The 20,129-nt window shown below is 65.4% G+C and carries 20 protein-coding genes; 15 read left to right on the top strand and 5 right to left on the bottom strand.

Annotation, left to right across the window (positions count from 1 at the left end):
• The first annotated feature begins 1 nt into the window (after position 1).
• The gene (locus NOG11_RS00260; protein ID WP_256617614.1) at positions 2–874 is read left to right on the top strand and encodes a ParB/RepB/Spo0J family partition protein; all 873 of its coding nucleotides are present in this window, start codon (positions 2–4) and stop codon (positions 872–874) included.
• Entirely contained in the window at positions 874–1,908 is a 1,035-nt protein-coding gene (locus tag NOG11_RS00255) for a threonine aldolase family protein (protein ID WP_256617613.1), read from the top strand. Before NOG11_RS00260 ends, NOG11_RS00255 begins: the two co-directional genes overlap by 1 nt.
• Positions 1,909–1,936: 28 nt before the next feature.
• On the opposite strand, the gene NOG11_RS00250 is transcribed toward NOG11_RS00255, so the two are convergent.
• The 3 genes from NOG11_RS00250 to hemH form a co-directional block, all read right to left on the bottom strand.
• On the bottom strand, positions 1,937–2,107 hold the full coding sequence (locus NOG11_RS00250) for a hypothetical protein (RefSeq protein ID WP_256617612.1): 171 nt from the start codon (positions 2,105–2,107) through the stop codon (positions 1,937–1,939).
• Between the two features lie 989 nt (positions 2,108–3,096).
• Complete coding sequence (locus NOG11_RS00245; protein ID WP_256617611.1) at positions 3,097–4,011, bottom strand: histone deacetylase family protein; 915 nt, start codon at positions 4,009–4,011, stop codon at positions 3,097–3,099.
• Positions 3,999–5,021 (bottom strand): ferrochelatase, encoded by a 1,023-nt coding sequence (gene hemH, locus NOG11_RS00240; protein WP_370468205.1) that lies wholly within the window; start codon positions 5,019–5,021, stop codon positions 3,999–4,001. Before hemH ends, NOG11_RS00245 begins: the two co-directional genes overlap by 13 nt.
• A gap of 128 nt (positions 5,022–5,149) precedes the next feature.
• Here hemH and NOG11_RS00235 point away from each other — a divergent pair, with 128 nt between their 5' ends.
• From NOG11_RS00235 to NOG11_RS00175, 13 genes are all read left to right on the top strand, one after another.
• Positions 5,150–5,680 carry a CC0125/CC1285 family lipoprotein gene (locus NOG11_RS00235; protein WP_256617609.1) on the top strand — a complete coding sequence of 177 codons (531 nt, stop codon included), beginning with the start codon at positions 5,150–5,152 and terminating at the stop codon, positions 5,678–5,680.
• A 23-nt stretch (positions 5,681–5,703) separates the two neighbouring features.
• Entirely contained in the window at positions 5,704–7,800 is a 2,097-nt protein-coding gene (locus NOG11_RS00230) for a prolyl oligopeptidase family serine peptidase (protein WP_256617608.1), read from the top strand.
• Between the two features lie 213 nt (positions 7,801–8,013).
• Positions 8,014–9,366: a dicarboxylate/amino acid:cation symporter gene (locus NOG11_RS00225; protein ID WP_256617607.1), complete on the top strand. Its 1,353-nt coding sequence runs from the start codon at positions 8,014–8,016 to the stop codon at positions 9,364–9,366.
• Entirely contained in the window at positions 9,363–9,854 is a 492-nt protein-coding gene (locus NOG11_RS00220) for an asparaginase domain-containing protein (protein WP_256617606.1), read from the top strand. The genes NOG11_RS00225 and NOG11_RS00220 overlap by 4 nt, the downstream gene beginning before the upstream one ends.
• Positions 9,847–10,308 carry a methyltransferase family protein gene (locus NOG11_RS00215; protein ID WP_256617605.1) on the top strand — a complete coding sequence of 154 codons (462 nt, stop codon included), beginning with the start codon at positions 9,847–9,849 and terminating at the stop codon, positions 10,306–10,308. The genes NOG11_RS00220 and NOG11_RS00215 overlap by 8 nt, the downstream gene beginning before the upstream one ends.
• A 5-nt stretch (positions 10,309–10,313) precedes the next feature.
• Positions 10,314–10,832: a GNAT family N-acetyltransferase gene (locus NOG11_RS00210; RefSeq protein WP_256617604.1), complete on the top strand. Its 519-nt coding sequence runs from the start codon at positions 10,314–10,316 to the stop codon at positions 10,830–10,832.
• 164 nt (positions 10,833–10,996) lie between these two features.
• Positions 10,997–12,475 carry a signal recognition particle protein gene (gene ffh, locus NOG11_RS00205; protein ID WP_256617603.1) on the top strand — a complete coding sequence of 493 codons (1,479 nt, stop codon included), beginning with the start codon at positions 10,997–10,999 and terminating at the stop codon, positions 12,473–12,475.
• The gene (locus tag NOG11_RS00200) at positions 12,472–12,888 is read left to right on the top strand and encodes a hypothetical protein (protein WP_256617602.1); all 417 of its coding nucleotides are present in this window, start codon (positions 12,472–12,474) and stop codon (positions 12,886–12,888) included. The genes ffh and NOG11_RS00200 overlap by 4 nt, the downstream gene beginning before the upstream one ends.
• Positions 12,889–12,891: 3 nt before the next feature.
• On the top strand, positions 12,892–13,305 hold the full coding sequence (gene rpsP, locus NOG11_RS00195; protein WP_256617601.1) for a 30S ribosomal protein S16: 414 nt from the start codon (positions 12,892–12,894) through the stop codon (positions 13,303–13,305).
• A gap of 9 nt (positions 13,306–13,314) precedes the next feature.
• Positions 13,315–13,821 carry a ribosome maturation factor RimM gene (gene rimM / locus NOG11_RS00190; RefSeq protein WP_256617600.1) on the top strand — a complete coding sequence of 169 codons (507 nt, stop codon included), beginning with the start codon at positions 13,315–13,317 and terminating at the stop codon, positions 13,819–13,821.
• Between the two features lie 31 nt (positions 13,822–13,852).
• Entirely contained in the window at positions 13,853–14,725 is an 873-nt protein-coding gene (bla, locus tag NOG11_RS00185) for a class A beta-lactamase (protein ID WP_256617599.1), read from the top strand.
• A gap of 58 nt (positions 14,726–14,783) precedes the next feature.
• Positions 14,784–15,743: a glutathione S-transferase family protein gene (locus NOG11_RS00180; RefSeq protein WP_256617598.1), complete on the top strand. Its 960-nt coding sequence runs from the start codon at positions 14,784–14,786 to the stop codon at positions 15,741–15,743.
• Between the two features lie 97 nt (positions 15,744–15,840).
• Positions 15,841–16,608 carry a hypothetical protein gene (locus NOG11_RS00175; protein ID WP_256617597.1) on the top strand — a complete coding sequence of 256 codons (768 nt, stop codon included), beginning with the start codon at positions 15,841–15,843 and terminating at the stop codon, positions 16,606–16,608.
• A gap of 85 nt (positions 16,609–16,693) precedes the next feature.
• On the opposite strand, the gene infB is transcribed toward NOG11_RS00175, so the two are convergent.
• Both infB and NOG11_RS00165 read right to left on the bottom strand, forming a co-directional pair.
• Positions 16,694–19,306 (bottom strand): translation initiation factor IF-2, encoded by a 2,613-nt coding sequence (gene infB, locus NOG11_RS00170; RefSeq protein WP_256617596.1) that lies wholly within the window; start codon positions 19,304–19,306, stop codon positions 16,694–16,696.
• A 194-nt stretch (positions 19,307–19,500) separates the two neighbouring features.
• Positions 19,501–20,124 (bottom strand): DUF448 domain-containing protein, encoded by a 624-nt coding sequence (locus tag NOG11_RS00165; RefSeq protein WP_256617595.1) that lies wholly within the window; start codon positions 20,122–20,124, stop codon positions 19,501–19,503.
• Positions 20,125–20,129 lie beyond the last annotated feature (5 nt).

Raw genomic sequence — 20,129 nt, 5'->3', positions numbered from 1 at the left:
AATGGCGAAGAAGGGACTGGGCCGAGGCCTGGAGGCGATCCTCGGTGACGCACCGGCGGCCGCGCCCGCGGCACGAGACGGCGTGCGGGAGCTCGATGTGTCGGACATCGAGCCCGATAAGGACCAGCCGCGAAAGGCCTTCGCGGAGGAAGAGCTGCAGAGCCTTGCCGACTCGATCGCGGCGCGCGGTCTTCTTCAACCGATCCTGATCCGTCCCGCGGGTCAGGGCCGCTACGCCATCATCGCAGGCGAGCGGCGCTGGCGGGCAGCGCAGAAGGCGGGCCTTCATAAGGTTCCCGTGCTGATCAAGGAGGTGGAGGAGGGGACCTCCGCCGAGTTGGCGCTGATCGAGAACGTGCAGCGCGTCGACCTCAACCCCATGGAGGAGGCGGACGCCTATCAGCGCCTAGCCGACCGCTACGGCAAGAAACCGGCGGAGATCGCGGAGGCTGTAGGCAAGTCGCGCTCCCATGTGGCCAACATGCTGCGCCTCACCGGCCTGCCCGACGACGTGCGCGCCATGGTGATGGCCGGCGAGCTCTCCATGGGTCATGCGCGGGCGCTCCTTTCGGCGGATGATCCGTCCTCGGCGGCCCAGAAGGTGGTGTCGGGCGATCTCTCGGTCCGGGCGACGGAGAGGCTCGTCTCCGACAAGCCAGACAAAGCGGGTGCGGATAAAGTCAAGAAGGCCGTCGCCCGAGCGACTAAAGATGCCGACACCCGTGCCCTCGAACAGGACCTCCGCGAGAGCCTCGGTATCGAGGTGGACATCACCCGCAAGGGCCAGACGGGGCAAGGCAAGATGGTGCTCTCCTACCAGAACCTCGACCAGCTAGACGATCTCTGCCGTAGGCTGATGGGAAGCTCGATCTGATGCTCTTCACCTCGGACAATTGGGGCGGGGTGCATCCGAAGGTGTGGGACGCGATACGCTCTGCGGGGGAGGGTTTCGCCCCCGCCTACGGCCATGATTCGCTGACGCAGGACGTGCACAAACGGTTCGAAGAGCTGTTCGAGCACGAGGTGGCACTGGCCTTCGTCCCCACCGGCTCGGCCGCCAACGGCATCGCGCTCAGCCTGCTGACGCCTTCTTACGGCGGGGTGGTCTGCCACGAGCACGCCCACGTGCTGATCGACGAGTGTGGCGCGCCGGAGTTCTACACCGGCGGGGCCAAGGTCATCCCGGCAGCCGGCTCCTTCGGTAAGCTGACGACCTCAGGCATCGAGGCCGCCATGGCGCCCTACGACCCGCCGATGACCCACCGGGTGAAGCCCTCAGTCCTGTCCCTGACCCAAGCGACCGAGTGGGGTACAGTCTACACACCGGAAGAGATCGTTCAGCTCACGGAGAAGGCGCGATCCTACGACATGGCCGCTCATATGGACGGCGCGCGCTTTGCCGGAGCCGTCAACGCCAGCGGGGCCACCCCGGCCGAGCTGACCTGGAAGGCGGGCATCGACATCGTCTGCATGGGGGCCACCAAGAACGGCTGCCTACAGGCCGAGGCCGTTGTGGTGTTCGATACCTCCCGCGCCGAGGAGCTCGCCTACCGCTGCAAGCGCGCAGGCCTCGGCACCTCGAAGCAGCGCTTCTTCTCGGCCCAGTGGCTGGCCTATTTCGAGGACGACCTCTGGCTGAAGCTGGCCAGCACGGCCCATGAGCGGTGTACGGAACTTCGTACGGTACTAGAAGGGCAGGGGGGCATAGAAATCCTCTGCGAGCCGCAGATCAACGAGCTCTTCGTCACCATGCCGGACGAGACCGCAGAGAAGCTGCGCTCGGCTGGGGCGCAGTTCTACGACTGGGTCCAGCCGAACGATCAGTATGCGGGGAAGGCGCGGCGGTTCGTGACGAGCTGGGAGACGACGGCGGAGCAGATTGAGTTGCTGTCTTGTGAGTTCGACTAGCATTGCCGCAGGGTTGGAAACTACGGGGTTAGCCGTCCAACGCGGTGTATTGTCCAAAGAGTGGTTGTGTCGACTGCGGCAAGTCTGCTTTCAGACCAGTCAGGCTGGCCAAAGGCTTACCGCTTTTAGAGAAGTGATCCGTAATCTTCACCTTGTCGGCGGTCCAGCGGCAGCGATCGGCGCTCTTTACCCAGATCATGAACCGGTCCGTGTGATCGCATTTGAGAAGAGCAGAGAAAAGACGTGGGGTGTTCCTTGGCACCAGGACCGCGTTGTCGCCCTTGCTGAAAAGACCCCCTGTAGCGGTTTTGGTAACTGGGTCCGACAAGGCCTTTTCTGGCATGCAGAACCACCGCTCGAGCTTTTGCAGGATATGTTCTTCGTTCGTATACCATTCGATAAAGAGGGAGAAGACAATGGCGGTCTGGAATTAGCCCCTGCTACGCATTGTCTCGGTCGGGTAGAGGCGGGGGCGGCAGGTGCACTAGCTCGAAAAAGTATCTCGGTCACACCTGAGCTTATCCCAGGCGATCTGCTGGTGCTCAAAGCCTTGATCCTTCACCGATCATGCAAACAGCCGAAGCCTAAGCGCCGCCGGGTCCTACGAATCGACTACGCCCGAAAGGATCTTCTACCAAAGCAGCTTCGTTGGGCCGTGGATATGCAACTCGCGTAGACCGTGCGCTGTCGCTAGCTGCTGGCGGAAAGCTACGTGTTCCACCCTACGGGTCAGTACCCAACCTATCCCCGCCCCCTCCCCCTCTTGTATGGTCCTTTTATCGCAGCAACCATGCGGGGCGGGGCCCTTGCTTCCCCAAGGCGGGTAGGGAGCGGTGTAGCGCCGCTTGTCAGGAGGCTTCGGCTGGTTTGGGCGTCGAAGCACTGGACCCTGGGCAGGGAAGAGCTGCGGATCGGCCCCTGCGAAGCCGCCAGCCGTAAACTGCGCGCGGCGTAGGGCACTGGGAGGACCTCATGCCAAAACACAGACACACACTCAACGAACCCAAGCTGCGGCAGCGCTGCGCGCAGGTTCCCGTTCCTATGAACTATCCGCACCAAGCGGATTTGTGCTGCGCGGCAACCGGCGCCAACGCCGTATGGTAGACGCCGTAGGGCGGCTACCTGCCAAGCTCACCGACCTGGAATGGTGGCCGCCTGCCAGCGTCCACCCTACGCTCTTCCGACACATCACCATCCGTACACATCGCGAGCCACCTCGTAGGTATTTGCATAGGCGATGACCGTGGGCTCTATCGGGTTCGCGTAGCCGCCGCCGATGGCCATGGAGCAGGGGATGCCCCTTCGGCGGCAGCCGTCGAGGACCATCTCGTCGCGGGCGCGCAGGCCTTCATAGGTGATGTCGAGGCGGCCTAGCTTGTCGTGGATGAGGGGATCGACGCCTGCCTGGTAGAGGACGAGGTCGGGGCGGAAGGCCCAGATGCCATCGAGATGTTCTTCGACGGCGCGGAGGAAGGCTGCATCTTCGGTATGGTCCGGTAGCGGCACGTTGATATGGGCCGGGACTTTGCGGAAGGGGAAGTTCTTCTCTCCGTAGACGTCGAGGATCAGGACATCCTTCCGTTCGGCCAGGACGGCGGCGTTGCCGTCGCCCTGGTGGACGTCAAGGTCAATGACGGCGATCCGGTCGCACAGCTCTTCGGCGAGGAGCACCGTCGCCACCACGGCTTGGTCGTTGAAGATGCAGTAGCCCGAGCCGAAACCGGGATGCGCGTGGTGGGTGCCGCCCGCGAGCTGGCCGGAGAGGCCGGTGCGAAGCGCCTCTCTCGCCGCTGCAAGCGCTCCGCCCACGGTGCGCCTGCCTCTTCGGGAGATCTGCTCGGACCATGGAAAGCCGATCCGGCGCATGGCCTTGCGCTCGATGCTGCCGTCTTCGAGGGAGCGGAGATAGTCCTCCGTGTGGACACGGAGGAGCTCCTCGTCGGTTGCTAGCGGCGAAGTGCGTAAGTCCTCCCGCGCCAGCGTGCCATCGCGGATCAGCTTCTCTTCGAGCAGCCGGTATTTGTGCCCTGGAAAGCGGTGCCCCTCGGGCAGGTCGAGGTTGAAGTCCTGGGCGGTGAAGAAGACCACTCTTAGGAAATCCAACCCGACAGCTCACGGAGGATAAGCTTCCGCATCACCTCGATGAAATCGTCCGAGGCGTTGAGGCAGGGGATGGCAGCCAGCTCTTCGCCGCCATGCTCTGTGAACGTCTCGGCGAGGCCGATACCGACCTCTTCCAGGGTCTCGATGCAGTCGGAAACGAAGCCGGGCGTGATGACGGCGATCTTCTTCAGGCCCTCTTCGCCAGCCGCCTTGACCAGGCTCTCGGTGGAGGGCTCGAGCCATTTCTCCGGCCCGAATTTCGACTGGAACGCCGTCGGCGCGAACTGATCGTCCCACCCCATCGCCTCGCGCAGCAGGCGTGCAGTCTTCTGGCAGTGGCAGTGATAGGGATCGCCCGCGCGGAAATAGCGCTGGGGCAGGCCGTGGAAGGAGAGAATGATCCGCTCGCAGCCCTCGGGTATGTGCTCGCGGCAGGTCCCTACCAATGCTTCGATCAGGCCGGGATCGTCGTGAAAAGCGGGCATGGTGCGAAGGGCCGGCTGCCAGGCCTGCTTCATCGCCCAGAGATAGGCGGCGTCGTTCGCCGTCCCGGTCGTCGTCGCCGAGTATTGCGGGTAGAGCGGCACGAGGAGGATGCGGTCGCACCCCTCCTCCGCCATGCCGTCCAACCGCCCGGCGATCCCCGGCACGCCGTAGCGCATGGCCCAGTCCACCACGAGTCCGTCCGGCAGGACGGCACGCAGCTTCTCCGCCTGCTCGCGGGTATGGCGGCGCAGCGGGCTCTCATCCGTCTCCTGGTCCCAGATCTTGCCGTAGGCGGCACGGGTCTTCTTAGGACGAGTATTGAGGATGATGCCCCTCAAGACCGGCTGCCAGAGGATGGCCGGGTAGTCCACGACCCGCCGGTCCGATAGAAACTCGGCCAGATAGCTGCGCACGGACTGGTCCGTCAGCGCCTCCGGCGTACCTAGGTTGATGAGCAGCACCCCGACGCGGCCATACGCCACGTTCGGATGGTCGTGGGGCGCGGCGGTGAGGGGTGTGACCATATCCATACCATAACCTCATCTCGCAAAGGTTCCCTCGCGGTAGTGCTACGGGTTTCCTTGCGGTAGTGTTTCGTCTCGCGATCAACTATCGCGGGGGATGCGAACGTCTAGTGAAGGGCAGTAGCTTTATGAGAATCTTCCTTGCCGCCGTTTTGACCGCAGGCCTCGCCGCCTGCGCGACACCGACGCCGTTCGAGCCTGCCGACGGTCAGGGCTACGGCTTCGCCGACCAGAAGATCGAAGACAACCGCTACCGCATCTCCTTCCGCGGCAACTCGCTGACCACCCGCGAGCAGGTGGAGACGGCGCTGCTCCTAAGGGCCGCCGAGATCACGCTGGAGAACGGCTACGACCACTTCTTCGTGGTCAGCGACGAGACCGAGACCGAGCGGCGCACCCGCGTCACGGATCTAGGTCCCCGCTACGGCGCCTTCGGTTATTACGGCTTCGGCCCCTTCCCCTACTACGCGCGCGGCTTCGGGCCTGGCTTCTTCGGTCCCGGCTTCAACGATGTCGATATCCGCGAGACCCAGCGCTACACCGCCATCGCCTTCGTGGTCCTAGGCCGCGGACCCAAGCCCGAGGGCGATCTGACCGCCTATGACGCCCGTGATGTGCAGAAGAACCTTTCCGGCGCCGTCGTGAGGCGCGAGAAGTAGGGCAAACCTCAGGGAGAACCCCCATGAAGAACCTCCTCCTGGGCGCAGCTTTCGCCGCGCTCTCCATCGGTGCCGCCTCGGCCCAGAGCGACGTGGATGTGATGAAGAACGACCCCTATCTGTGGCTCGAAGAGGTGGAGGGCGAGCGCGCCCTCGACTGGGTTCGTTCCCAAAACGAGCGTTCGCTGGCGGTACTCGAAGCGCACCCTGCCTATGACGCCATGCTGGCCGAGGCGAACGCCATCCTGACCTCGGACGACCGGGTGCCGTCGGTCGCGCTGCGCGGCGGCTACGCCTATAATTTCTGGCAGGACAAGGACGCCGTGCGCGGCCTCTGGCGCCGGATGAGCCAAGAGGACTATCTCGAAGGCGCGCAAGAGTGGGAGACGCTTCTCGACCTCGATGCTTTAGCCGAGGAGGAGGGCGAGAACTGGGTCTATGCGGGCTCCCAGTGCCTGGCGCCGGACTACACGCGCTGCCTTCTGACCCTATCGCGCGGCGGCTCGGACGCCGCCGTGGTTCGCGAGTACGACATCGAGAGCAAGAGCTTCGTCGAGGGCGGTTTCGAGCTGCCCGAAGCCAAGTCGTCGGTCGCCTGGCTCGGGCAGGACAGGTTGCTCGTCGGCACGGATTTCGGCGAGGGTTCGCTGACCGCCTCTGGCTATCCGCGTATCACCAAGGTCTGGCAGCGCGGAACGCCCCTTTCGGAAGCGAAACAGGTGAACGAGGTCCCCGCCGAGGACATCTGGGCCTATCCCATCAGCTACTGGGACGGTGAGCGCTACAAGGGCGGCATCTTCCACGGCGAGACCTTCTACGACTACAACTGGCTGCTGCTGTCTGATGAGGGCGAGGTCTCCCGCCTGCCGCTTCCGAAGAAAGCCAGCCTCTCGGGCTTCGCCGATGGTGACTTCATCATCGAGCTGAAGGAGCCGCTGGAGTTCGGCGGCGAGACCTACAAGACCGGCGCGCTGATCGCTCTTTCCGAGGATATGGAAAAGGCGCAGCTCATCGCCGAGGGCACGGACAAGATCGCCATTCAGGGCGCCGCCACCTCGAAGTCCGACGTGGTGGTCTCCATGCTCGACGACATCGAGGGCCGCATGGTCCGCTTCGAGAAGCGGCGCGGCAAGTGGCGCGGGCGGGACATCCGCCTGCCCGAGGGGGGCGTGGTGGGCCTGCGCACCATGGACCCCGAGACGGGCACGGTCATCGCCACCTATGAGAACCCGATCCAGCCAGACACCTTCTATCTCGTGAAGGATCGTAAGCCTGAGGAGATCAGGCAGTCTCCCGCCTTCTTCGATGCGGACGGTATGGTGGTGAAGCGCTACGAGGCGACCTCGTCGGACGGCACCAAGATCCCCTACACGGTGATCGCCAAGGAGGAGACCCTCAAGAGCGGCCCGGCCCCCACGGTTCAGTACGGCTATGGCGGTTTCGAGATCTCGATCCTGCCGACCTATGGCGCCACGGCGGGCAAGCTCTGGGTCGAACGCGGCGGTGTCTATGTGAACACCAATATCCGCGGCGGCGGCGAGTACGGCCCCGCCTGGCACCAGGCCGGCCTCAAGGGCAAGCGGCAGCTTATCTACGATGACTTCCAGGCGATCTCCGAGGATCTGATTGAGCGCGGCATCACCACGAAGGAGCAGCTCGGAATCCTGGGCGGCTCGAATGGCGGCCTGCTGATGGGCGTCTCGATGACCCAGCGGCCGGACCTCTACAAGGGCATCGGCATCGGCGTGCCGCTCCTCGACATGCTGCGCTACGACAAGCTCCTGGCTGGCGCGTCCTGGGTCGGCGAGTATGGCGACCCGGACAACCCCGAGGAACGTCCGTTCCTGGAGAAGATCAGCCCCTATCAGAACCTGGCTGAAGACGCCGACTACCCCCGGCCGTTCTTCTTCACCTCCACCAAGGACGACCGCGTCCATCCGGGCCACGCCCGCAAGATGGCGCGCCTGATGGAGGAGTACGGCCACGAGTTTCTCTACTACGAGAACATCGAGGGCGGCCACGGCGCCGCGGCGAACCTGGATCAGGCGGCAAGGAGGCTGGCGCTGCAATACGCCTATTTCGCTGGTGAGCTCGGCTTGATCGGGTACGAGGGGGAGTAGCTCTCTCGTCGTCATCCCGGAAAGTGCGAAGCACTTATCCGGGACCCACGGACCGGCAGTGGTCGTGGGCTCAGCCGTTCGGCTTGATCAGTAGGCTCAGGCCATGGGTCCCGGATAGCCTTCGGCTTCCGGGATGACGGTCTCTCAAGCTTGCGCCCCGCCCCGCATCCCGGCACTTTCCCCGGCAAAGCATCAATCAGGCGGGGCCATCACATGTCGCTAGTCTTCTGGGGCGTTCTTCTGGGGGCGTTCGCGCTGCTCTTCTTCCTGGCGCGAAAGGGCCTGCCCCTCTGGGCAAGGGTGCTGGCGGGACTGGTCCTTGGCGGCGTGGTCGGCCTTCTCTTCGGGGAGGCGGCGGGCCAGGCCAAGCCCATCGGCGACGGCTTCATCAACCTCATCCGCATGCTCATCATCCCGCTGATCGTCACCACGCTGACGACGGGCATGATCGCCCTCGGCGACCCCAAGCGGCTAGGCTCGCTTGGCCTTCGCACCATCGCACTCTACCTGGGCACGACCACGGTCGCGGTCTTCATCGGCATTCTGATGGCCATGATCTTCAACCCAGGCGAGGGGGTCGACTACGCCTCGGTCGGCGCCACCGACGAGAGCGTCGTCGCGGAGATCAACCAGCGCAACGAGGCGGCGGGCGCAGCCCAGCGCACCGCCGCGCAGCAGATCGTCGATGTCATCCCCCGCAACGTCGTCCGCGCTATGGGTCAGGAGGACATCCTCGCAGTCATCTTCTTTTCCATCGTCCTTGGTCTGGCGATCCTCGCGGCGGGCGACCGGGGCAAGGCCTTCGGCGCGGTGATGGAGAGCGCCGCCGACGTGGTCATCACCCTGACCCAGGGGGTCATGTGGCTCGCCCCCTTCGGCGTCTTCGCCCTCATGTCCTGGGTCTTGGGCACGCAAGGGCTCGGCGTGCTGGTCAATCTCGGCAAGCTCGCCATCGCGCTCTACATCGCCTGCGCGCTTCACATCTTCATCGTCTATGGAGGGCTGGTCACGCTCCTGGCGCGGCTCAACTTCTTCAAGTTCCTGCGCGGCATGCTCGATGCGCTGACCACGGCCTATTCCACGGCCAGCTCCTCGGCGACCCTGCCGGTGACCATCGGCAATCTGACCAAGAATATCGGCGTAGGCCGCGCGGTGGCGGGCTCGGTGGCTCCCCTCGGCGCGACAATCAACATGGACGGCACGTCGATCTATCTCGGCATCGTCTCGCTCTTCGCAGCCCAAGCCGTCGGCATCGCTCTCACCGGCCCCGACATCGTCGCCATTGCGGTCACAGCCACCGCCGCCTCGATCGGCGCGGCGGGCATTCCATCGGCGAGCCTCTTCCTGGCCATCGCCGTGCTGACGAGCTTCGGCGTCACCTCCGAGCAGGCGGTGCTCATCATCGCCCTCATCTTCCCCTTCGACCGCCTCCTCGACATGATGCGGACCCTGACCAATGTGGCAGGCGACGCCACGGTCGCCACCACCGTCGCCCGCTGGGAGAAGGAGCTGGACGAGGACGTTCTGAAGGGCGGCGAGCCTGCCAGAGAAAAAGTCCCGGCATGAAGCCCGTCCGCATCTTCACGACGGGGGGCACCATGGACAAGGTCCATGACTGGCGGCGTGAGACCATCGCCTTTGCCGGGGCAGGGCGCAGCCAGGTGCCCGACATCCTGCAGCAGTCCCGCTGCTACGAGCACGAGGTCGAGCAGCTCTTCCAGATCGACAGCCTGGAGATGACCGACGCCTACCGCAACATCATCTGTGAGCGGATCGGCAAGGCGGAGGAGGAAGGCGTCGTCGTCACCCACGGCACCTCCACCATGGCGGAGACGGCGCGCTATCTGGCGAAGTGCGGCCTCGGCAAGACCGTGGTCCTGACCGGCGCCATGCGGCCCCATGCTCTTTTCGTCAGCGATGCGAGCTTCAATCTCGGCGGCGCGATCATCGCCGCCCAGACCCTGCCGCCCGGCGTCTACGGCGTCATGAATGGCGGCATCTTCGAGGCGCAGGAGCTCAAGAAGAACGAACGACTGGGGCGTTTCGATGTCTAAGCCCATCCTCATCCCGCCGGTCTGGTGCGCGATCTTCGCGGGCCTGATCTTCTTCGCCGACCGGGTCTTCCCCGGCAGCGTGCCCAGCACTTGGTGGCAGATCGGGCTCGGCGTGGTGCTTGCCGCCGCGGGCATCGCTCTTGGTGCGGCGGCGCTCTTCCAGTTCGGCCAGGAGAAGACCACCTACCGCCCCGAAGACCCGACCAAGACCTCGGCGCTGGTGACGGACGGCGTCTACCGCATCACCCGCAACCCCATGTATGCGGGGATGGCGCTCGGGCTTCTCGGGCTGGCCATCGGCCTCTGGACACTGCTGGGTCTCCTCCTCGTCCCGGTCTTCATCGGCATCATCAGTGCCGTGCAGATCGTGCCCGAGGAGAGGGCACTGAAGGAGCTCTTCGGTTGGGAGTACGAACAGTTCAAGCAGCGCACCCCGCGCTGGCTGTTCTTCTAAACCTAATGGTCCGCCTCAGACCCACCGACCCCGGCCGAGACGCTGCCGCCCTCTTCGCCGTGTTCGGTGACGACAGCGCCTGCCGCTACCTTCCGGACCCGGCGGTGAAGAGCGAGGCGGAGCTCGAAGCCAAGCTTGCGGCCTGGGTGAAGGAGGCGCCGGATACCGACTGGGTCGTAACAGAAGGAGAGGACGGCGCTGCCCTTGGCCGGGTCACCATCTACCCCGACGAGCTTGGCATCTGGCAGATCGGGGTCATGACCTGCCCCGCAGCCCAGGGACGAGGCTTCGCAGGAGAGGCGCTCCGCCAGGCCGTCGACCATGTAGACCGAGTTCATGCGCCGCGCCGGATGGAAGCCGATATCGACCCGGACAATCTTCCCTCGCGCAGGCTGTTCGAACGGCACGGCTTCACGCTCGAAGGGGTCCTACGCAAGCGCTGGCATACCCATATCGGGGTCCGCGACACCGCCCTTTACGCCCTGGTCGAGGGCGACGAGCGCCCCTGGCGCCGCTCCCCTTGACTTTTTCCCCAGCGGCCGCCACCTCCCGCCTCTGAGAATCTGACAAGCGGTCTTCTACCGTGTCTACCTGCACGACCCCCGGCAACGGGATGGGGCAGGGGGCTCCTTCCGACGGGGTAACGCCCTCTCGGTCGAGCAAGAGGGCTGTGCGGGAGTAACGGGTCATGTTCGATACGCTTTCCGAGCGCCTGGGCGGGGTCTTTGACCGGCTGCGCGGCCGAGGTGCGCTCACCGAAGAGGACGTGACCGAGGCCCTGCGCGAGGTGCGCGTGGCGCTGATCGAGGCCGACGTGGCGCTGCCCGTGGCCCGCAGCTTCGTCGCCAAGGTCAAGGAGCGCGCGGTCGGGCGCGAGGTCCTCAAATCCATCACCCCTGGCCAGCAGGTGGTCAAGATCGTCCACGACGTCCTCGTCGAGACCCTCGGCGGGTCCGAGGGCGACCATGAGCTGAACCTGAACCGTCCGGCGCCCGTCCCGGTGCTGATGGTCGGCCTTCAGGGCTCGGGTAAGACGACCTCCACCGCGAAGATCGCGCTCCGCCTGCAGAAGACCGAGAAGAAGAAGGTCCTCATGGCCTCCCTCGACACGCGGCGCCCCGCGGCGATGGAGCAGCTCAAGGTACTCGGCGAGCAGGCGGGGGTGAAGACCCTCCCTATCGTCGCCGGACAGTCGGCGCTTCAGATCGCCAACCGCGCGATGGAGGCGGCGAGGCTCCAAGGCTTCGATGTGGTTATGCTGGACACGGCAGGCCGCCTGTCGATCGACGAGCAGCTCATGGCCGAGGTCAGCGACATTCACCGAGCCACCGATCCGGCGGAGACGCTGCTGGTGCTCGACGCGCTCACCGGCCAGGACGCCGTTCAGACGGCGGAGCGTTTCAAGGAGCGCATGCCGGTCACCGGCGTGGTGCTGACCCGCCTCGACGGCGACGGACGCGGCGGCGCGGCGCTCTCGATGCGGGAAGTCACCGGCGCGCCGATCAAGTTCGCCGGTGTGGGCGAGAAGATCGACGCCCTCGACGCCTTCGATCCGGAGCGCATGGCGGGCCGCATCCTCGGCATGGGCGACATTGTCGGCCTAGTCGAGAAAGCCTCCGCAGAGATCGATCAGGAGAAGGCCGAGCGCGCCGCCAAGAAGATGGCGAAGGGTCAGTTCGACCTCGACGACCTCGCTGACCAGTTCGTCCAGATGCGGAAGATGGGCGGTATGGGTGCCATCATGGGCATGATGCCCGGCATGGGCAAGTTCAAGGACGCCGCCGAGCAGGGCCTCGGCAATAACGAGCTCGCCCGCCAGGAGGCGATCATCCGCTCCATGACGAAGAAGGAGCGCAAGAACCCCAAGCTGATGAACGCCTCGCGCAAGAAGCGCGTCGCGGCAGGCGCGGGCGTGCAGGTTCAGGACGTGAACCGCCTGCTCAAATCCTATCAGGGCATGAGCACGCTGATGAAGAAGATGGGCAAGGGCGGCAAGCGCGGTATGGCGCAGCAGCTCGGCCAGCTTCTCGGTGGCCCAGGCGGCGGCATGCCTCCGGGCGGTGCCATGCCCGGCGGCGGCCTCCCTGGGCTTGGGGGTCCCGGCGCTGGCGGAGGTCTTCCGGGGCTAGGCGGTCTTCCCGGTTTAGGCGGCCCCAAAAAGAAATGATCCGTTTGTTCAGCATACTCGCTACGGCAATGCTCGCGGCCTCCTGTCAGTCGGAGAACAAGCCCGTCAGTGCCGTGAACTTCTCTTTGGAAGAGGTGGACCCGGCCTGCGCCATAGGCACGATCAGCGCCATGGATGGCTACGAGCTGACCTCCGAGGACCGAGGCAGCAAACGCTCCCGCGCGACCTTTGCCGTCGGCGGCGAGGAGCTTCTTCTCAACATCAGGCGCTCGCGCGGCGGCGGTTCGGAGGTCTACCTCTCCATGCTGCCGAGCGAGACCGAAAACCCGCTGCGCAGGCGCGCGGCACGTCTCGCGGTCTACGGGGCCGATGAGGCGGTCTATGTCAACTGTACCGAAGACGGACGAACCTATGGCGGTTCCGGCGTCTCCATCGAAGGCCAAAAGGAGTAACCCATGGCACTGAAAATCCGTCTCGCTCGCGGTGGTTCCAAGAAGCGCCCCTACTACCGCATCGTCGTCGCCGACGCGCGCAACCCGCGCGACGGCCGCTTCATCGAGAAGATCGGCACCTATAATCCCCTCCTGCCCAAGGATGACGAGAACCGTGTGCGGATCGACCTTGAAGCCGCTAAGTCCTGGCTCGACAAAGGCGCTCAGCCCACCGAGCGTGTGGCCCGCTTCTTGGGCGCTGCCGATGTGATCAAGTGGGAACACGGCAACAACCCCAAGAAGGGCGAGCCCGGCCAGAAAGCCAAGGAGCGCATCGAAGAGAAGCGCGAGAAGGAAGAGGCGCGTAAGGCCGCCGAGGCCGAAGCTGCTGCCGCTCCGGCCGAGGAAGAAGCCCCCGCAGAAGAAGCGGCGGAGTAAGCGCTCCTCATGCCGAGCGAGCCGCGCATGGTGGTGGTGGCCCAGTTCGCGGGCACCCACGGCGTGCGCGGCGAGTTCAAGCTGCGCAGCTACACCGAGGAGCCCGAAGACGTGTTCGAGTATGGCGAGCTGACCGCGCCAGGCGGTCAGAGCCTTAGACCGAGCTTCGTCAGGGCACTCAAACCCTCCATGTTCCTTTGCCGGGCGGAGGGTTTTTCTTCGCCCGAAGCGCTGCTCGATGCGTTCAAGGGCGCGCTTCTATCCGTGCCCCGCGATGTCCTTCCGCCGACGGAGGACGATGACGACTTCTATATCGAGGACCTCGTCGGTCTCGAGGCCCGGACGCCGGACGGCGTCAGTCTCGGCAAGGTCCGGACGGTCCAGAACTACGGCGCGGGCGATGTCATGGAGATCAAGGGAGCGGGCGGGCTCGTTCTTCTGCCCTTCACGAAGGAGGCTGTGCCCGGCGTTCACATCGAGGAGGGCTTCCTGACCGTCGTACCGGAAGAGGATTGAAAACCCTCGAGGCGACGCCGAGACTTCGCCCATGTTTCCCTCGCTGAACCGCCGCTCCGCTCTCACCTCCGCCCTGGCCGCGCTGCTGGTTGGCGGCCAAAGCGCGGCCAGCCCTGCACGCCTCGCTGGCATCGAAAAGGCGCTCGGCGGCAGGCTAGGCGTCTATGCCGCGCAGGCGAGCAACCCCTTCACCTTGAGCAACCGGGCGGGCGAGCGCTTCGCCATGTGCTCGACCTTCAAGGCGCCCCTCGCAGGCCTCATCCTAGACGAGATGGCCAATGGCGGCCTGTCGCCGGACCAGTCGGTCCCGATCGGGGAGACCGAGCTGATCGGCTACTCCCCTGAAGTCGAGGCGAGGCTCAGTGCAGGGCTGGGCCATATGTCGGCGATGGGCCTCTGCCGAGCGGCGGTGGTGGTGAGCGACAACACGGCGGCGAACCTCCTTCTGGACCTCATCGGCGGACCGGCAGGCTTCACCGAGCGCGTCCGCCGGATCGAAGCGACCACGCGCCTCGACCGCATCGAACCTGGGCTGAACGAGAACGCGGCGGGCGATCCGCGCGACACCACGACGCCGCGGGGCATGGCGCAGCTTCTGGAGCGGATGCTCTATGGCGGTGCGCTTAGCGCGGCAGCGTCCAGTGAGCTGCGCGCCATGATGATCGACTGCCGGACAGGCGGTAGGCGTCTTCGGGCGGGGCTGCCCGACCTGCCGCGCACCGGCGACAAAACCGGCACGAGCCTCAATGGTCTTTACGGCGACATCGCCTTCATCGAGCCCGAAGGCCGCGCTCCCATGGTCATCGCTTGCTATATCGACGCTTCGAGCCTTCCAGGTTCTGCCGCCGACCAGGCTCATGCCGAGGTGGGGAGGCTCGCTGGCGAGACCTTCCGCCTAGGCTGACGGAACCTTTGCGCCGCCCTCCCGTACCCTTTCCGTGCGACGGTGAGGAGAAAGACGGATGGGCGGCAAACTGATCGACGGGGAGTGGCACTCTAGCGGCAGCAAGGGTTTCGCCGACGATGACGGCGCGTTCAAGCGCGAGGAGAGCAGCTTCCGCCGCTGGATCACCCCCGACGGAAGCCCCGGCCCCGATGGCCAGGATGCGGTCCGGGCGGAGGAGGGGCGCTACCATCTCTACGTCTCCTATGCCTGCCCCTGGGCGCACCGGGCGCTCATCCTGCGCTCGCTGAAGAAGCTTCACGACGTGCTGCCGGTCTCCGTCACCCACTGGCTGATGCTGGAGCAGGGCTGGACCTTCCATGAGGGGGAGGGGGTGATCCCCGACCCGAACGAGGGGGTCGAGGCGCTGCACCAGCTCTACCAGATCTCCGATCCGAACGCCTCCTGCAAGGCGACGGTGCCGGTCCTATGGGACAAGAAGGAGCGCCGCATCGTCAACAATGAGAGCTCGGAGATCATCCGCATCCTCACCCGCAGCTTCGATGCTTTCACGAGCGTAGAGCTCGACACCTACCCGCAGGAGCTTCGCGGCGAGATCGACGAGGTCAACGACCGCGTCTACGAGACCTTGAACAACGGCGTCTACAAGGCGGGCTTCGCGACCAAGCAGGAGGTCTACGAGAAGGAGGTGAGTCCTCTCTTCGATACCCTCACCTGGCTCGAAGAGCGGCTCGAAGGGCAGGACTATCTCGTCGGAAACCGGCTGACCGAGGCGGATATCCGCCTCCTGACGACGCTCCTCCGCTTCGACGCGGTCTATTACAGCCACTTCAAGTGCAACCGTATGCGGATCAAGGACCTGCCGAACCTCCACCGCTACACGCTGCGCCTCGCAAACAAGCCGGAGATCGCAGAGACCATCCATATGGGCCACGCGAAGCGGCACTATTACGAGAGCCATCGCAGCGTGAACCCCACCGGCATCGTGCCCGTAGGGCCTGATCTGGGCTTCGGCTGAAGCGTATAGGCAGCGGCTTTCCGACGGTAAGCTTGCATCGGAGGCTTCTCGGAGGTCATTTGGAAGACAGCCCGAAAGAAGTCTCAGGAGGGAGTCCATGCGCGAGGCGAAGGCCGTCATCGGTTTCCTCGCAGCCTCTGCCTGCCAGTCGGCACCGGAGGTGCTCGCTCCGAACGACCAAGCTGCCCGCCTTTCGGGCGATGGGGTCTATGTGGCGCCGCTCTGGCTCAGCGAGGATTTCGAGGGTAGCCATGAGCGCAGCCTATCGGGCGGCACCCTTCTTCTAACGATGATGCAGACGGCTGAGGAAGGGGGGCTCGACACCGCCATCGCGCGGGATGACGTGCCGCTCGTCCCCGTGGTAGAGGTCGCGGACGCTCTGTCGGTCTGTTTCTCCTACGACGTGCAGCTTGAGGGTGAGGGCCGCTGGTGGGCGGGGCCGAAGATATCGGTGGGCTGGAACACCGAAGCGGGGGAGGAGACCGCGGGCTGGTACGAGACCTATGTGGTCGAGACGGCGGCGATCCCTCCGGACATGCTCGAGGGGCAGCTCACCTCCTTCTTCGGCGCGCAGTTCATCGGGACGACCCGGCACGACGGCGGCGTCTACCGGCACTTCACCTTCCCCTTCAGCGAGTGGCAGCAGTTCTGGGCGATCCGTCAGGACTACAGGGTGCAAGGCGAAACGACCCTCGGCCCCATTCTAAACCTCTGGCAGGACAACGGTCTTCCGTCCGAAAAACGCTTCGACGGGGTGAAAGTGAATATTGAGACCTACGGACCCGTCACTGGAACGGTTCTGATCGAGGGGCGGATACCGCCGAGCTACGCTGCGCCGCCCGAGCTGGAATGCGCGTTTCCCTAACAAGGGTCATGAATGCAGAGCCCAACGAAAAAACCCAGGACGAGCGTCCTGGGTCTCCGTTGTTCCGACCGAGAGGTCGTCAGCGTCAGTCCAGCGTGCGCTCGATGCGCTCCACCTCGAAGCACTCGATCACATCGCCGACCTTGAGATCGTCATAGTTGGCAAAGCTCATGCCGCACTCCTGACCGGCGGGGACCTCCTGCACATCGTCCTTGAAGCGCTTGAGCTGGGAGAGCTCGCCCTCGTGGATGACGACGTTGTCGCGGAGGAGCCGGACCTTGGCGCCGCGCTTGACCATGCCTTCGGTGACCCGGCAGCCGGCAACCCGGCCCACTTTGGACACCATGAAGGTCTCGAGGATCTCCGCATTGCCGAGGAAGGTCTCGCGCAGCTCGGGGTCGAGCATGCCGGACAGGGTGCCCTTGATGTCGTCGATCAGGTCGTAGATCACCGAGTAGTAGCGGATCTCCGTGCCTGATTTCTCGGCCTGGTCGCGGGCCTGCTTGTTGGCGCGGACATTGAAGCCGATGACCGGCGCGCCGGAGGCTTCGGCCAGGATGACGTCGCTCTCCGAGACGGCGCCGACACCGGTATGCAGGACGCGCACCCGAACCTCGTCGGTGGCCATCTTGTCGAGGCTGCCGACGATCGCCTCGACCGAGCCCTGCACGTCGCCCTTGATGACGACGGGGAGGTCCTTGATCTCCGCGTCCTGGAGCTGGGCCATCATCTGCTCGAGCGAGGTGCCCGACTTCTGCGCGTTGGCCTTCTCGCGTTTGACGCGGGCGCGGTACTCGGCGACCTCGCGGGCGCGCGCCTCGTGCTCGACCACGGCGAACTGGTCGCCGGGCTCGGGCACGCCGTTGAGCCCCAGGATCTCCACAGGCTGCGAGGGCAGAGCCTCCTTCACCTGCTTGCCCTGGTCGTTGTTGAGCGCGCGGACCTTGCCCCATTCGGAGCCGACCACGACGATGTCGCCGCGCTTCAGCTTGCCGCCCTGGACGAGCAGCGTCGCCACGGCGCCGCGGCCCTTGTCGAGCTGTGCCTCGACCACCGTGCCGTAGGCGGCGCGGTCGCGGTTGGCTTTGAGCTCGAGGAGCTCGGCCTGCAGCGTGATCTGCTCGATCAGCTCGTCGAGGCCGATCTTCTTGAGGGCCGAGACCTCCACATCCTGGATCTCGCCGCCCATGCTCTCGACCTGGACCTCGTATTGGAGGAGGTCGGTCTTGACCTTGTTCGGGTCGACACCGGGCTTGTCGATCTTGTTGACCGCCACGATCATCGGCACTTCGGCGGCCTTGGCGTGGCTGATCGCCTCCTCCGTCTGCGGCATGACCGAGTCGTCGGCGGCCACCACCACGATGACGATGTCCGTGACGTTCGCGCCGCGAGCCCGCATGGCCGTGAAGGCCGCGTGACCCGGCGTGTCGAGGAAGGTGATCTTGTTCTTGTTCTTATCGGTGATCTGATAGGCGCCGATATGTTGGGTGATGCCGCCGGCCTCGCCGTCCACCACATTGGCACCGCGCAGCGCGTCGAGGAGCGAGGTCTTGCCGTGGTCGACATGGCCCATGATGGTCACGACCGGCGGACGCGGCTCGAGGACAGCGTCCTCGGTATCGGGGGCGATCAGGCCCTCCTCCACATCGGCCTCGGAGACCCGCTTGACCGTGTGGCCCAGGTCCTCGGCGATGATCTCGGCGGTGTCGGCATCGAGGGTCTGGTTGCCGGTGACCATCTGGCCCTGCTTCATCAGCTCCTTGATGAGGTCCGTCGAGCGCATGGCCATGCGCTGGGCGAGGTCGGCCACGGTGATGACGTCGGGGATGACCACGTCGCGCTTCTGCTGGGCCTGCTGGCCGCCGCGCTTGGCCCGGTTGGCCTTCTCGCGCTCGCGGGCACGGCGCACCGAAGCGAGCGAGCGCTGCCGCTCGTCGTCTTCCAGCGCCTTGGAGATGGTAAGGCGGCCGGAGCGGCGCTTGGGCGCCTCTTTCTGGCTGCGTGTGTCGGCAGGAGCCTGGTTCCGCTTCTGCTTGATGCGGCCACCGAGGGCGGAGAGGGGGTTGTTCTCGTCCTTGGCGAAGTCCGCGCGGCGGTCCTTCTCCTTGGCGTCCTTGGACGCATCGGAGATGCCCTTGGCCTTGAGCTCCTGGCGGCGCTTGCGCTCTGCCTCTTCGGCTTCGAGAAGCTTCTTGGCCTCTTCCTCGGCCTTCTTACGGGCCTCGGCCTCTTCGGCGCGCTTCTTCTCTTCTTCCTCTTGAGCCTTGCGGGCAGCCTCGAGCTTGGCGCGCTCTTCGGCCTCACGGGCCTCGCGCTCCTTCCGCTCGGCTTCCTCGCGCTTGGCGCGCTCGGCCTGCTCCTTCTTCGCCTTGGCGAGGGCGACGGCGCGGGCCTTCTTCTCCGCATCGGAGAGCTGGCGCAGCACCTTGCCCTTCTTGGCCGGAGCAGCCGCTTTCTCGGCGGCAGCGGTCTTGGCGGCCTGGGCGGCCTTACCCTCGGCGGGCTTGACGAGCTTCGGCCCCTTGGTAGCGGCCTTCTTGGCCGCCGCACCAGGCGCCACGGCACGCCGCTTCTTCTCCACCAGAACCGTCTTGGTCCTGCCGTGGGAGAAGCTCTGCTTCACCGCACCGGTCTCTGTCCGGTTGAGGCTCAGCGGCTTGCGCGTGCTCTTCGGTTTTTCTTGCGTATCGTCGCTCATACCATCCTTTGGCGGAGGCCGGTGCCTCCTTGAAATCTTAGCCGACAAGGTCGGAGTGCCGGTCACGCCCAGCCCGCCTGCGCCCAGCCGCGCCGCTCTTCGTCGCATCAGGCCGGGGCTGCCCCATAAACGAAGGGCCGCCCCTGGTCCACCTTTGCAGCAGCGAAAAGGCCCTTCCTCTCAGGCCTGTCAGTCTAGGCCGCGAAACCGCGCCAGAGCATAAGTGCCGAAAGCGCCCCCTTGGACGGGCCGCCCTCCAGAAGAAGGAAGTGCACCCCTTCCTGCCCGAGGGCGATGGAGAGGGGGTGACGGGCCAGCGGAAGCGGGAGATGGGGGACGCCGTGCGCCTTTTCAAGGAAGGCGGCGAGCTTCGTGGTCTCCGCCTCACTGGCATCGGAGGGGGAGAGGTAGGCAAGGCCCTTCGCAGCCTCCTTGCGCACGAGGTCTGCGCCGATCACCAGCGAGCCCGCCTTGCGGCAGAGGCCCAGGCGGGAGAGCGCGTCGCGCTGGAGCTGCTCTTCGACGCGGGCAGCGTAGTCTTCGGGGGTCAGGCCCTCGGGAAGCGAAGCCTGGGCACGGAGCGAGCGGGCGAAGCCGCCTCGTTTGAGAGCCGAAAGAAGGCTCTCGCGGGTCGCCGTCAGCCACGCGCCTCTGCCGGGCAGCTTGCCCTTGAGGTCGAAGGTCAGCGTGCCGTCCGGCGCGTGCACGAAGCGCAAGGCAGGAGAGCCGGGGGGAAGGGGATCGCCGCTGGCCGAGCAGCGCCGGTCTTGGTGACGGGTTTTGCCGAGGGGCGGGGAGGTCGGTGCGTCTTCAATCATCGTCC

Source organism: Parvularcula maris (genome assembly GCF_024505085.1).
Lineage (GTDB): Bacteria > Pseudomonadota > Alphaproteobacteria > Caulobacterales > Parvularculaceae > Parvularcula > Parvularcula maris.
Note: the sequence above shows the minus strand (reverse complement) of the source record. Positions and strands in the feature narration are given on the sequence as shown.